The sequence below is a fragment of the Neorhizobium sp. NCHU2750 genome, assembly GCF_003597675.1.
GTDB lineage: Bacteria > Pseudomonadota > Alphaproteobacteria > Rhizobiales > Rhizobiaceae > Neorhizobium.
On record NZ_CP030827.1, the window covers coordinates 3,438,929 to 3,453,506 of the forward strand.

At 58.1% G+C, this 14,578-nt stretch carries 9 protein-coding genes and 1 tRNA gene; 7 read left to right on the forward strand and 3 right to left on the reverse strand.

Annotated features, from left to right (window positions below; translation table 11 throughout):
• The first annotated feature begins 112 nt into the window (after window positions 1-112).
• From secA to NCHU2750_RS16680, 5 genes are all read left to right on the forward strand, one after another.
• Window positions 113-2,824: a preprotein translocase subunit SecA gene (secA, locus tag NCHU2750_RS16660; RefSeq protein ID WP_119941530.1), complete on the forward strand. Its 2,712-nt coding sequence runs from the start codon at window positions 113-115 to the stop codon at window positions 2,822-2,824.
• 164 nt (window positions 2,825-2,988) lie between these two features.
• On the forward strand, window positions 2,989-4,410 hold the full coding sequence (locus NCHU2750_RS16665) for a lipopolysaccharide biosynthesis protein (protein WP_119941531.1): 1,422 nt from the start codon (window positions 2,989-2,991) through the stop codon (window positions 4,408-4,410).
• A 5-nt stretch (window positions 4,411-4,415) separates the two neighbouring features.
• Window positions 4,416-5,705 (forward strand): GNAT family N-acetyltransferase, encoded by a 1,290-nt coding sequence (locus NCHU2750_RS16670; protein ID WP_119943443.1) that lies wholly within the window; start codon window positions 4,416-4,418, stop codon window positions 5,703-5,705.
• A gap of 254 nt (window positions 5,706-5,959) precedes the next feature.
• Window positions 5,960-6,044 (forward strand) — tRNA-Leu (locus tag NCHU2750_RS16675).
• Between the two features lie 99 nt (window positions 6,045-6,143).
• Window positions 6,144-7,550 (forward strand): site-specific integrase, encoded by a 1,407-nt coding sequence (locus tag NCHU2750_RS16680; RefSeq protein WP_119941532.1) that lies wholly within the window; start codon window positions 6,144-6,146, stop codon window positions 7,548-7,550.
• A 100-nt stretch (window positions 7,551-7,650) separates the two neighbouring features.
• On the opposite strand, the gene NCHU2750_RS16685 is transcribed toward NCHU2750_RS16680, so the two are convergent.
• Window positions 7,651-8,160 (reverse strand): hypothetical protein, encoded by a 510-nt coding sequence (locus NCHU2750_RS16685; protein ID WP_119941533.1) that lies wholly within the window; start codon window positions 8,158-8,160, stop codon window positions 7,651-7,653.
• A gap of 101 nt (window positions 8,161-8,261) precedes the next feature.
• Between NCHU2750_RS16685 and NCHU2750_RS16690 the strand changes: the two genes are divergently transcribed.
• On the forward strand, window positions 8,262-8,849 hold the full coding sequence (locus NCHU2750_RS16690; RefSeq protein WP_119941534.1) for a hypothetical protein: 588 nt from the start codon (window positions 8,262-8,264) through the stop codon (window positions 8,847-8,849).
• Window positions 8,850-8,959: 110 nt separating this feature from the next.
• Here the strand turns inward: NCHU2750_RS16690 and NCHU2750_RS16695 are convergent, their stop codons facing one another.
• On the reverse strand, window positions 8,960-9,880 hold the full coding sequence (locus NCHU2750_RS16695; protein ID WP_119941535.1) for an HNH endonuclease: 921 nt from the start codon (window positions 9,878-9,880) through the stop codon (window positions 8,960-8,962).
• Between the two features lie 213 nt (window positions 9,881-10,093).
• Between NCHU2750_RS16695 and NCHU2750_RS16700 the strand changes: the two genes are divergently transcribed.
• Window positions 10,094-10,735: a recombinase family protein gene (locus tag NCHU2750_RS16700; protein WP_119941536.1), complete on the forward strand. Its 642-nt coding sequence runs from the start codon at window positions 10,094-10,096 to the stop codon at window positions 10,733-10,735.
• Between the two features lie 1,955 nt (window positions 10,736-12,690).
• Here NCHU2750_RS16700 and NCHU2750_RS16715 read toward each other — a convergent pair.
• Window positions 12,691-14,424, reverse strand: coding sequence for a DUF4365 domain-containing protein (locus tag NCHU2750_RS16715; protein WP_119941539.1), 1,734 nt, complete (start codon window positions 14,422-14,424; stop codon window positions 12,691-12,693).
• Window positions 14,425-14,578 lie beyond the last annotated feature (154 nt).

Sequence of the window (14,578 nt, forward strand, 5' to 3'; positions counted from 1 at the left end):
AACTTGGCGTCCAGAAGAGTTTCCGGGCGCAGCGGGTCAATTTGCCGGCACCGGAACGGGTAATCGTCCGGCCAGCAATCCCATGGTACTGAGATCAGAAAGGACCATTCGCATGGTCAGCTTCGGCGGCATCGCCCGCAAACTTTTCGGTTCGGCCAATGAGCGCCGCGTTCGCGGCTACAAGCCGAGGCTCGACAAGATCAATGCCATCGAGGAAGCAACCAAGGCACTGACCGATGAGCAACTGGCTCACAAGACGGTCGAGTTCCGCCAGATGCTCGCCGACGGCAAGACGGTCGACGATCTGCTGATCCCGGCCTTTGCGGTCGTCCGCGAGGCCTCGCGGCGTGTGCTCGGCATGCGACCTTTCGACGTCCAGCTAACCGGCGCGATGATCCTTCACGACGGCGCAATCGCCGAAATGAAGACCGGTGAAGGCAAGACGCTGGTGGCAACGCTCGCCGTCTACCTCAACGCGCTGCCCGGCAAGGGCGTGCATGTCGTCACGGTCAACGACTATCTGGCCAGCCGCGACGCCGGCATCATGGGCCGCCTCTACGGATTCCTCGGCCTGTCGACCGGCATCATCGTCCACGGCCTCGACGACGACCAGCGCCGCGCCGCCTATGGCTGCGACATCACCTACGCCACCAATAACGAACTCGGCTTCGACTATCTGCGCGACAACATGAAGTACGAGCGCGTCCAGATGGTCCAGCGCGGCCACAACTATGCGATCGTCGACGAAGTCGATTCGATCCTGGTCGACGAAGCCCGCACGCCGCTGATCATTTCCGGTCCTCTCGACGACCGCTCCGATCTCTACACAACGATCGACACCTTCATTCCGCTGCTGATCGAGGAAGATTACGAGATCGACGAGAAGCAGCGTTCGGCCAACTTCTCCGAAGTCGGCACCGAGAAGCTCGAAAACCTGCTGCGCCAGGCTGGCCTGTTGAAGGGCGAATCGCTCTACGACGTCGAGAATGTCGCGATCGTCCACCACATCAACAACGCGCTGAAGGCTCACAAGCTCTTCCATCGCGACAAGGACTATATCGTCCGCAACGGCGAGATCGTCATCATCGACGAATTCACCGGCCGCATGATGCCGGGCCGCCGCTATTCGGAAGGCCAGCACCAGGCGCTGGAAGCCAAGGAAAAGGTACAGATCCAGCCGGAGAACCAGACGCTCTCCTCGATCACCTTCCAGAACTATTTCCGCATGTATTCCAAGCTCGCCGGCATGACCGGTACGGCGCAGACCGAAGCGGAAGAATTCGGCAATATCTACAAGCTCGAAGTCATCGAGGTTCCGACCAACCTGCCGATCGCCCGTATCGACGAGGACGACGAGGTCTACCGGACCTTCGAAGAGAAGTTCAAGGCGATCATCACCGAGATCAAGGCAGCCCACGAGCGCGGCCAGCCGGTTCTCGTCGGCACGACCTCGATCGAGAAGTCGGAAATCCTGGCAACCATGCTGCGCCAGTCGGGCTTCGAACAATTCAACGTCCTGAACGCCCGCTACCACGAGCAGGAAGCCTATATCGTCTCCCAGGCCGGCGCGCCGGGTGCCGTCACGATCGCCACCAACATGGCGGGCCGCGGTACCGACATCCAGCTCGGCGGCAATATCGACATGCGCCTCGAGCGCGAGCTCGAAGGCATCGAGGACGAGGCCGAGCGCCATGCCCGTGAAGCGGCCGTGCGCGAAGAGGTCAAGGCGCTGAAGGCCAGGGCTCTCGAAGCCGGCGGCCTCTACGTCATCGCCACCGAGCGCCACGAAAGCCGCCGTATCGACAACCAGCTGCGTGGCCGCTCCGGCCGCCAGGGCGACCCCGGCCGCTCGAAATTCTTCCTGTCGCTGCAGGACGACCTGATGCGCATCTTCGGCTCCGACCGCATGGACGGCATGCTGCAGAAGCTTGGCCTGAAGGAAGGCGAGGCAATCGTCCATCCCTGGATCAACAAGGCTGTTGAACGCGCCCAGAAGAAGGTCGAGGCCCGCAACTTCGACATCCGCAAGAACCTTCTGAAATATGACGACGTCACCAACGACCAGCGCAAGGTCATCTTCGAACAGCGCATCGAGGTGATGGATTCGCAGGACGTGTCCGAAACCGTCGAGGACATGCGCCACGAGGTGATCGAGGTCATCGTCACCAAGCACATTCCCGAACGCGCCTATGCCGAACAGTGGAATGCTGCCGGCCTGCATGAGGATGTCATCCGCCTGCTCAACCTCGATCTGCCGATCGAGGACTGGGTCAAGGAAGACGGCATCGGCGAAGAGATCATCCTCGAACGGGTGACAGAAGCTGCCGACGCCGCCGCAAACGATCGCCGCGAACGCTTCGGCGCCGACATCATGAACTATGTCGAGCGCTCGATCCTGCTGCAGACGCTCGACCACCTGTGGCGCGAGCATATCGTCAACCTTGACCACCTGCGTTCCGTCATCGGCTTCCGCGGCTATGCCCAGCGCGATCCGCTGCAGGAATACAAGGCCGAGGCCTTCGAACTGTTCCAGGCGCTTCTCGCCAACCTGCGCGAGGCGGTCACCGCCCAGCTGATGCGCGTCGAACTGGTGCAGAACCCGGAAGCTCCCGAACCGCCGCCGGTCTATGACGAAAGCCATATCGATCCGGTCACCGGCGAAAACCAGGTCACCGGCATGGACGGCGAGAACTTCATCGCAGCCCCTGCGGATCGCCACCCGGAAGATCCGTCAACCTGGGGCAAGGTCGGCCGCAACGAAGCCTGCCCCTGCGGCTCGGGCAAGAAATACAAGCACTGCCACGGCGCCTTCGAACAGGCCTGAACCTGACAGTCAAAGCCATTTGAAACGCCGCCCACCGGGCGGCGTTTTCATGTGCGGCCCCTCTTCATCCACAAGCAACCTCAAATCCACCAACCGTTTCTTAACCGCGACCTGTCAGGTTTTGCAGCAGTGTTGTGCGGCATAACGAGTGTCACGTGCCTTTGATGGCGGTCATCGAAACAGCGGGAAAATTGCTTCCGCCGGGTCTGCGCGCCCGGTTTGCGCCGCTGATTGCCTCAGTGACCGACAAGGCCGGCACGCTGATGACCGACCGCAGCGATGTCGCGCGGGCGCAGCGCCAGGCCTTGACCGCCTTCGTCATCCGCATCGCCAGCGCCGCCATCGCCTTTCTCTCCCAGATCGTGCTGGCCCGCATCATGGGCGAATTCGAATACGGCCTCTATGCCTTCGTCTGGGTGATCGTCATCCTCACCGGCAATCTCTCCTGCCTCGGCTTTCACACCTCGATCATCCGCTTCTACCACCAGCATGTCGCCGCCGGTGACGCTGCTGCGGCACGCGGGCTGAACGTCGCCGCCTGCCTGGTGGCGCTCGTCGTGGCATCCGTCGTCGGCGCCCTCGGCTTCGCCTTTCTGGGCGTGTTCGGCGAAAGCCTCGCCGCCTATTACATCCTGCCGGTCGGCATCGCGCTGTTCATCATCCCGATGATCGCGCTCGGCGACATACTCGATGGCCTGGCCCGCTCGCGCGACTGGCCCGTCTCGGCCCTCGCCCCGACCTTCATCGCAAGACCGATCCTGATCCTCGCCTTCATGGCGATTGCCGCCCTTTCAGGCGCCCCGCGCGATGCCACGACGGCGATGGGTGCTGCCCTTGCCGCCACCTATCTGACGACGCTCGCCCATCTTCTCCAGCTCGTCCTGCGCCTGAGGAAAACCGCTGAGAAAGGCCCGCGCCGCTATCTCCTCGCCCCCTGGCTGAAATACTCGCTGCCGCTCTTTCTCGTCGACGGCATCGGCTTTCTCTTGACCAATGCCGATGTCGTGGTCGTCGGCCTCTATCTGCCTCCCGACCAGGTGGGCGTCTATTTCGCCGCCGCCAAGACGATCGTGCTCGTCCAGTTCGTCTATTTCTCGATCAAGGCGGCCGCAGCGCCCCGCTTTTCCGCCATCGTGGCCAAGAAGGACATCCCGGCCCTGGCAGCCTTTGCCGCCCAGGCGACCCGCTGGACCTTCTGGCCGTCGCTCGCCGTCGGGCTCACCGCACTTGCCGCCGGCGAGCTGCTCCTGTCGCTGTTCGGCCCGGCCTTTACCGATGGATACTGGCTGATGGCGATCCTGTTTGCCGGCATCCTGACGAAATCCTCGATCGGCCCCGCCGAAATCCTTCTCAGCATCGCCGGCCATCAGAACCTTTGCGTCGCGGTCTATGCCGTGACCCTGTCGGCAGCGATCGCGCTCTACGTGATTTTGATCCCGCTCTTCGGGGTTACCGGTGCAGCAATCGCTGCATCGGGTGCGATCATGATCGAAACCCTCTTGCTTCACATCGCCGTTCGCCGCAGGCTGGGAATCACACTCTTTGCCTTCGCAAGGCAAAGCCCGGCAGTATCCGCAGGGTATTGATGACGATGCAGATCCCTCCCTTCAACGGCGAGATCGAGAAGACCGGCGCACCGGACGGCAGCGCCGCGCCCGACCAGCAGGACCAGGACCGGCCGTCGCTGCCGGAGGCGGACCTGCGCCTTGCCGTCGGCAAGCCGGGGCGCGAGCTTTCGCTCTATCCCGCAACGCTGGGCTACGACCTGCAGGAAGAGCTGGAATTTCTCTCCAACCGGGCGATGGAGCCGAATATCTTCTTCTCCGCCCGCCTGCTGGCACCCGCCATGCCGCGGGTGGAGGACAAGCAGGTGCGCTTCGCCCTGATCCGCGACGACAATGGCGCGCGCTCGCGCCTTCGCCTGCTGATGCCGTTCACCGTCGAGCGGCCGGGCTTTTCCGTCGGTGCATCGATCATCCGCACCTGGGCCAATCCCTTCGGCCCGCTCGGCACCCCGCTCGTCGATGCCGAGGATGCCGCCGAGACGATCGACAACCTGTTCGAAGTGCTTGCCAACCCGCAGACCAAGCTGCCATCGGTCCTCGTCCTGCCCGATATAAGGGTCAACGGCCGCTTCGCTCAGCTCGCCAAGGCGGTCGCCATCGCCCAGGACCTCGCCGTCGCCACCACCGACACCTTCCGCCGCCCGATGCTGGAAAGCTATCTCGACGGCGATGCCTACCTCAAACAGGCACTCTCCTCCCATCACGTGCGCGAAATGCGCCGCCAGTGGCGCAGGCTCGCAACCCTAGGCGACCTCTCCTACAACGTCGCCCGCCAGCCGGAAGAGGTGCGCCTGCGCATGGAGGAATTCCTCGCGCTTGAGGCCAGGGGCTGGAAGGGCAAGAAACGCTCGGCGCTGATCAACGACCGCTACCGCGCAGCCTTCGCCCGTGAGGCGATCACCAATCTCGCCGAGGCGGATGCCGTGCGCATCCACACGATCGATCTTGATGGCCGCGCGATCGCCTCGCTCATCGTCTTCCTGATGGCCGGCGAGGCCTATACCTGGAAGACCGCCTATGACGAGACCCTCGGCCAGTATTCGCCCGGCAAGCTTTTGATGATGAAGCTGACCGACTGGCATCTCGACGACGCCAACATCCTGCGCACCGACAGTTGCGCCATACCAGACCACCCGATCATGAGCCGCTTCTGGGAAGAGCGCGAAGAGATGGGCACGCTCGTCATCGGGCTCAGACGCAACAGCGACCGCGACGTGCGCCAGGTCGCAGCCCAGCTGCATCTCTACCGCAACACCCGCAACCTCGCCCGCATCCTGCGCGAAAAGATCATGCACCTCGCCGGCCGCGATGGCTGAGACATACGACAGGCCCTGAGCCCTGAGCCCTGAGCCCTGAGCCCTGAGCCCTGAGCCCTGAGCCCTGAGCCCTGAGCCCTGAGCCCTGAGCCCTGAGCCCTGAGCCGTCATGTTAGACCGCCGGCCCGGCTCGCAACCCCATTTGCGGGCCTCTCCGGCACCCCGCCGACAAAATGAAATGGCCCCGCCGATATTTGCCCGCCTGCGCCTTGCACGACCGGCCGCGACCATGTTAGAGCCCCTCTGCCTGCCGTGCCCCGTTGGCGGAATTGGTAGACGCGCCTGACTCAAAATCAGGTTCCGAGAGGAGTGCTGGTTCGATTCCGGCACGGGGCACCACCACATCCTGAAATTACTCAGGAAAATCAATGATTTCAGCGCCTTAAGCCTTTCCCTTGGTACATATTTTGGTACAGGGAAGGTACATTCGTGGGTCTTATGCTCCCTTACACACAACCACTTCCGGGTGGGGCTTGGCGTTATCGCCGTCCCGTTCCTGATCGCCTCAAGCCAATCATCGGGAAAAACAATCTCATAAAGACGCTTGGTAAGACGCATCAGGCAGCGCTAGTAGCTTATCCGAAGGTTCATGCCGAATTTGAACGAACCTTGCGCAAAGCCGAGGAAATTCTGAGCGCAGAGACTGAGCCTAAGGACTTGCCGATCCTGACGAAACTTGAGCTTTACCTTGAAGGCATTGCCAGAGTTCGCCGCATGGGGTTCGATCCTTATGATGCAACGGTCGATCCGTCCGATCCTGAAAGTATGGCACAGGACAATGCCCGGACAGCTGTCGCAGACATGATCCTTGACGAATATCCCACTGACCCAACGACGGGTGATCCCAGCGATGTGAGCAAGATGGATGCCTTTGTCGTGAGGGCATTGAACAGCGGCGCTCCAACCACCCCCGAGCCAACATTGGAAGATGCTAAGAAGCTCTACATCGCGGAACGCATCACAGGCACAGAAATAGACATCAAGAAAAAAATCCAGCGCCTTGATCGGGTCACAGGCTACATCGAGGCCGCTTTGGGCCGTCCACCAACAGTTCCAAAGTTCAGCCGTTCCGACGCCAAACTGGTCCGCGATCACATGCTTTCGACCAACCTCAAGCCCTCTTCCGTCAAACGTGATCTGAACGTCGTCAAAGCTATGTTCAACCATATCATCACTGAGATGCAGTTGGCGGGATGTATGAACCCGTTCGCAAAGCTTCCGATTGCTGGCTTAAATGAAGACCCAGAGGATGAACTCCGAGACCCCCTGCCCGACGACATCCTGCTGTCCGTGCGACGGTTGATCCTCAACAGCGCCAATGACGACCTGCAATCAATTTGGCGTCTGCTTGAGGGTACAGGATGCCGTTTGGCGGAAATCACCGGCTTACGCCGAGAGGATTTGGTGCTTGAAAGCGACTACCCTCACATCGTCGTCACATGGCACGAAGGACGGCGCATCAAAAACAACGCTTCTAAACGTGAGGTGCCATTGGTGGGTGATGCCTTGGAAGCCGCAAAGGAAGCATTGACGGCGGCGAAGGACGGAACGCTGCTCTTTGCTCGATACGGTAAGGAGAGCGGCCCAACCAATGCATCTGCTGCGCTGATGAAATATGTCCGTCGGGTGACGGAAGACCCTGCACATGCCGTCCATTCGCTGCGCCACAACATGAAGGACCGCCTCATACTTGCGGAAGCCACGGAGATGGACCAAAACCTTATCCTTGGACACTCTGTCGGAGGTGTTGGCAACCGAACTTATGGAAGCCCGAGAGCAAAGCTTAAGGCGATCACACGCGCTATGCTACGGGCATTTGCCGAGGGTGAGACCATGGCGGCATAACCAGCGAGACACCTTTGGCGTTTACTCGGGCGGACCATTGCTTGAACAGGCGAGGCGCTGCGTTGAGGCGGTGAAGTTGCCGAAGTTAGAACCAGAGCAATCATAGCGGTGGTGCATCCCAGCCTCTGTCTCGCTGGCTTCTAAAGCTCCTGAGCGGGGCTTGAGGTGCGCCGTTTAGTTGAAGCTGTTCTTGCTGAGCAACAACGCCCTCGTACTGCCGAAGGATTGCTTCTGCATGGGGAACGAACGCTGAGGCTGTGACCCGCCACTGGTAAGTCATTCGCACGGCCTTATCCCAATCCACCCAGCGCCCGGAGTTCTCAATCGAAGCCTTGTTGTTCTCTGCCATGTCATAGATCTGCTGGCACTGGGACCGCATCGTTGAGAGCGTGTCGGTGCAGCTCTGGTAGATTTGAGGTTCACCGGGGTAGAGGGCTTGGAGACGGCGCATCAAGCTTGCCGTTCCTTGGTCCAACAAAGTTATTGCCCTGATGCATTCCCCGGCCACCTCGGCATTCAGGCGGAAGGCTTCCATCTTTCTGTCTGCCTTCTTGGCTGCATCTTCTCTGCCCCATCCAATCGCTGCGAGTATGATCGAAAGGAAATCCATAGCGCCCACCAAAGCCGAACTATCGCTAGATTGCGCGATTGTAAGTGGCGGTCAATGGTCGCTATGGTTGATTTTGAGCGGTGCGGATCAGGACAATCACGATGAATGAAACGGTCGACGATTATGAGGTGAGCCCAGAGTTTGCACAGCTACTTAGACGAGCGGAGCAGATGCTCTCGAAGATGGGGCTAGACCTAAAGTTCGTCTACGATTTATCAGACGGCGAAGACTGGGGTTTCATACTCAAGTGTCTGAGCATCTTGGAGGCAGCTATGGGGGAGGTAATTCTCGACCGTTGCTTCAACAACAAATACGCTCTTCCCAGAGACGAGAACGAATTGTCAAAGATCGTTGCAAAGATGAGCTTAGAGGGCGGGACAGGCAAGCTTGCGTTCTTGAGGGCATTCTCGCTTCTCTCGAAAGAGACGGTAACATTCGTTCGAACTCTCAACTCAGTGCGAAATCGCTATGCCCACGATATACGCCTCAATACCATGAGGCTGGAAGAGGTTGTCGACGGTGATACTATTCGTTCACTGGTTAGAGTTCGTGGCATCTATGATGCTACAACTACGCCCCAACAGCTTAGGTTCTTCATTTCGTTCGGGGTCCTCAGTGTGCTTTGGGAATTGCATTTCCGCGCGGAGCCAAAGCCAACGATCCTCACTGGCGGCTTATCTACTATGTGACAGGGAATATTTTGGCGGAAATTTCTGAGCCACCCATCAAATAAGCAGCAACCGCACAATCCCCCGTGCCCCCCTCTCGATCTTATCGCGTGGCTAGATATCAAGTGTGCTTAAATCGCCGTAGCAAGGGGTGCCACCCCCTGTGTACGTTGTGATGAAACGTCCTTTATCGGCAATGGCGTAAGCCGATTATCCCCCTTTGCATGGGACCAGCGATGACACGTCGGACATAAGACGGCCAGATCGGAGAGAGCGGTTTGGCGCGGACCGGCGCTTATCGGATAGAGATGATGGACATCGAACATTGCGGCATCTTCATCGGTGAAGTTGCACCCTTCACAAACGATCATTCCACCGTGTTTCCTGCGGTTCTCATCCTTCTTGGCGCGACGTAGTGGCTTGTTTCGCTCGATTTCCAACATCGCCTTCAATAAGCGTTCGCCTTCGGGTGAGGACGGCTCAATCCCAGGGTAGACCGAGCCTACCTGAACTAATTTTCCACGATCAATAAAACCGGCTGGCGGCATAATCTCATGGCGGCGTGTAATCTCTCGGTCTTTCAAAGCTTCCCAGAGATTGTCTATTGCCTCTGGGTCTCGACGAACTGTGTCGTAAGCATTCTCAAGGATACGCCTGTCGGCAAATCCCAAGTCCTCAACCAGACGCGGCTCACCCTCGATAGCGTAAACCTCAGTCAAAATCGTCGCTACAGGCCACTGGCTCATGCGCTCCTTGGTTGGGCCATCTGCAATAAAATCGGAAGTCTTTCCATAGACCCCTGTGACCCTCATTACCTCAAGCGCCCGCCCTCGGAAATCATCGGAGACCTGAGCGCCACCGCCGATACTAACGAGGAATGGCATTTGAAGAGCCTTCTCTGCAGTATTTCTCCCAAGCATAAAGAATTTGCTGGGTTCCTTGTCTAAATCCCCTCGGGGGCCGAATGCGATCAAGCTGACTATCGATGTTCCATAAACAGCTTTCACGCCCATCAACTCGGACGAGTTCTTAACTAGCTCTTTGAATTGCATGATAAACTCCGTTCACAATAGGACTAAAGCTCACCTCTTAATTGTCCGTTTCTGCATTGATGCAACTCGCCTTGCCAATTGGAATGCAAGGGCATGTCCGCGATGGGTGTGCTTATAGCGAACTAGCCGCTATTCGGTTCGATAAAGACCCATTGACAACCCAAATCGAACCGAAGATAAGCGAACCACCTTAATCGAACTCAGGGGTTCCCGATGCACCTTCGTGCCTATCTCCGCGCCAGCACCAAAGAGCAGGACGCCAGCCGCGCCAAGAAAGACCTCCAGTGCTTTGCTGATGAGCGGGGAATGAAGATTGTGTCGTGGTATGTCGAGAACGAGAGCGGCGCGTCGCTGGCCCGCCCTGAGCTGTTCCGTCTGCTTTCCGATTGCCATCCCGGCGACGTGCTTCTTGTCGAACAGGTGGACCGCTTGAGCCGATTAAATGCCGACGACTGGTCCAAGCTCAAGGCAGAGATTGCCGCCAAGCGGGTGCGGGTGGTCGCGCTTGACCTTCCAACCTCCTATCAGCTGGCCAATGCTGGGGATGATTTCAGCAGCCGGATGCTGGACGCCATCAATGGAATGATGCTGGACATGCTGGCCGCGATTGCTCGGAAGGATTACGAGGACAGGCGTCGGCGTCAAGCTCAGGGTATTGCCGCAGCCAAAGCCAAGGGTGAATACAAGGGTAGACCCGAGGACGCCAAGCGCAACGCCGAGATCATGCAGATGCTTCGTGACGGCAAGAGCTGGGCGGGGATCATAGCTGCGACACGTTGCTCTCGCTCAACCCTCAGCCGCCTCCGTCTTCGAATGCAGGAAGAAGCTGCTCTCGATCAGAACAGTGCGCGGTAAACCCGAATTATCGCTATGAAGGAAATTCCAGCAGACAGGTAGGTCAAATCCACAAATGCGGCTGGGGCCCGCTAAGGCGACATGCGGTTGGCACGAATAGGGGCATCAGTAGCTCATTCTTCATTGTGAGCATTCAACCCACCGCAACGAAAGTATCTCCCATGACCACTCATACCCAGATCTCCACCCAGTTCTTCCTCGTCCATCATTGGCGTTTGTACCACATGGATGGCGGCGTCACGTGCCTGATAGAAGCCCCAGATCACGCAACAGCCAAGCGTAAGGCCGCTGAGCTTAGCCCCGATTGGACGACTGATCTCCGCGTCGAATGGGTACCCTATCATGACGTGAACGAGGCACGAGAGCTCGTAGAGTTCCTCGCCCAAAGAAAGCCATCCCGGCCTCTGCCGCCCATGGACGATGACATCTACTAAGCTACTGGCCAGTGGTCGTCAGCATATCTCCTTGAGTAGCCGGAGGAACTGGCGGCCGCTGGACGCGTTTGCTTTGGGTTCCTCTGAGCATTGCCTGAATAGGGGCAACAGTAGGCCACCCCCGGTTCCCTCACTGTAGTTATACCTTGGTTGACTATAGCTCCTTGACCGATGGGTGGTGGATGATGGACCACCCTTCCTCAGCATAAACAGAGGCTAATGAGGTCTACCATGGTCCCACCTGTGTCAGCCTGAGGACCGATGCCGTCGCTCCCTGCACAGATCATGCCATGAAATCCACATGGGCAGACATCCAACTCCATCATCCTGATCACGGAAGCCAAGGGTGAGTATCTCCGGTTCGCCACGGTTCTGTCGGAGGTCTGCACTGCTTGGTAGTGAACCAAGGTCCAGCACGGCCTGAACGCCGACGAGCTTGATGGCCAGCGGAGATCTCCCCCCGGCTCACGCTCCACAAAGTTTATTTAAGGCAATAGTGCAGGTGTCCCCCGAAGCTCTCGTTACATAACCACTTCGGCCAGTGCCATCATCCTGTCGATAAACCGATAAACGGCCCACGCCCTGTCGATCCATTTGATCACCAGAGGGAAATAGCGAACGAGAGCCGGTTTATGAGAAGTTGAGGTTCTCATTGACCAATCCTCCTAACATTCGAACTGAGGTTGACCCTCAGCGGCCCGTCCGTCGCGGATTGCACGAACGGCATATTGGCTATGCATTGGACTGCTGCCGGAGCGAATGTATCGGGGGACCCCCGGCACCCTCGTAACTGATCGCGTCACCGTGCACCAGAACTGCGCTCGGCAGTCCCCGGCTATCTGCTTCCACCGCCATCGCTACAGCTCATAAATCGCCCTGACCGAGGGATAGGAAACTGCTGTCTAGCGGCACCCTTCACCCACGAATTGTTTTACCATTCACAGCAAAGGTATCTGTTCTGCAGCTAGATCTTTTCCATTACCTACGTCCGTCGATCACCGTCGAATTGATCGGCTCATTTACTGCTCGGCACGTCGAGACCGGCCTCACCGTCGATCTCACCAAACGCCGGAACCGCAACACGACCAAGGGTCCCATCTCTCCGCTTTGCCGAAAGCTCCTAGACCTCGGGCACGACCCTGAGACCCAAGTGCTTATTGTTCGTGACTTACCCGGTCGTGACCAACCGATGGCGATCTTCAAGCGGGACCGCAGCCTCAAGGCTTGGGCCGCCCGTGATTGTGTCGAGAGCGGCACGGCATCGCTTCGGGTCAAGAAGTGGAAATCGCTACCGTGCGCGGTCAAAGCATTTCGCGAGGGCTAGGTGTCTGGCCTACCTTTGAACCGGCAAATGACGCAACCGCTCTGAATTGCTTCGACCGCACAGTGGCGCTCAGCCATTGCGCTGCACCGGAATAGAGCCATGGTACCGACCGATGTTGGACCATGGTTTCACGGCCAAGGCGGAGACCAGTGGGTTTTGGTCTGCGTGTGCCTATCGGTGTGTTTAGACTTTAGCTTTCAAAAGCGCCGGACCTCGAACCCGCCTTCCACAACGTGATCGGCAGCGGCCCAATCTGGAAGCCAGCCATCTACCAGTTCCCGAGTGTCAAAGTTGAGTGCGTCGAGGAGGCCAAGTGTTTCATCAGAATATTCCCCACAATGGAGACTTCGGAAATCATCGTAAGCTTCGCCACCGCCTAAACGTGCAGCGCAAATCAGGATATCCTCAAATATAACTAGAGAGCTGTCCTGAGCCGATTGTCTCAGACACGTAGCCCATAGGGCATTTGCTGGTCGGTTGAAGGCAGCGATCAACAAGCTCGCCAGATTGGTGGAAATTGCCTCACCCCAGCCGTGGGCTTCTTCGCGATGCGGAGCTATTGCGGACAGGATACGCAGTTTCAGCAGCGCTTCCGCCCGGAGAACTTTGTCGCTCAGCAGATTTAAGGCGATAAGGAAATACGATTTTGCTTCGTCGTGCTTCCCGGTAAAATACAAAGCATCCGCGAACCGAAACGCGACTGAGCCTGTCGGCTGAGACCCAAACAGCTTTCGGTAAAGTTGGGCTGCGATACGGTACCTACGGCACTCGAACAATGCCCCAGCTAGTTCGCTCAGGAAAAAGCCTTGTTCGAGAAGGTTCGGCCTAAGTCGTTTCGCTTCGTTGAGCTGCAGAAAAGCATTCTGGCTATCCCCTCGCATCATGTAGAGATTGGCAAGGGAGTAGTGGATCAGAGCTGCCCCCTCATCGTCACCTTCTGCGTGGTCGAGTGCAGCCAGATAGAAGCGCCTTAAGGCTTCCGCATCGATGAAGTTGTGTTGGGTGTCCATGAAAGCAGAGACAACAGCAGCATAGTATTCGTCGCCCTGCTCGTGAAGGCCGTTCTGGATCGCTAGATCGACTGCATCCTCCATGTCCTGGCATAGCGATTTCGATGCGAAAGCTGCGAGTTCCCGAAAGGGTGTAGCTAGCTCACGCGCAAGGCAAAGCCGCGCCATCTCAACAACGCGATCAAGAAGTCCCATGTGCCAACACGCGGCGAGAAGCCCGTAGACAAGCGTGGGTTCAAGAACCTCGGCTTGGTCCACAGCAGCTATAAATCTCATCTGCGCCGTTTCACCGTGCGCGATCGTCAGCGTATCCTTCTCGACCTTAATTGAAAGGACAACCCCTGTGCCGCCCTGATTTTGCTTCAAGCGGATGAATGGAAGGGAACGCCGAATATCAGTGAGAACTCTTTCAAATGACAGGCGGACCGACGTCGGCACATCATAGCTGATCGCGAGGCAGACCTGCTCTTGCTGACCGAGGCTCTTAAGCTGCCTAGTTCGCTCCAGCACGTCGCGGACACGCAGTCCCGCAGCGCGATCCCACCGTTCACAAAGCTTGACGGTTACCGAACTCGCGCCGTCACGCCGCTGCTGGTTTGCCTCGCTCGACCAAATCCAATGAAGTTCACGCGTTGGCACACACGCCCGAACCACTATCGACGGAACTCCTAATTGGTCCATATATCGAAGCCGGTCCATTTTGACGGGTACCCTTTTGGCTTCACGCGGGTTGTCGGTACCTTTCATCTGGACGTAAAAGAGCAGACCTGTTGCTGTCCCGTCGTCCTCGAAGATTTCTACCTCAAGGTCGATACCGTAGTCTCCGGTCTTTCTTCTGCAGACCCACGCATCGGGCATCGTGGCCTCGAAGAGCTTGATCGACAGATCTTCGATTTGGTGAGATCGGTGACGTGTTGGCAACTATCGGTTCCAAGGTCGGACAGAGACTATATAAGCCTGATCTAAATCGAGAATGACTAGCTGGAGCACCATGCACCCAAAATCACAATCTCTCCACACACAATCAGAGGCGAACCGTGGTCTCCTGCTGATGCAGCCAAGTCCCGCTCTGTCG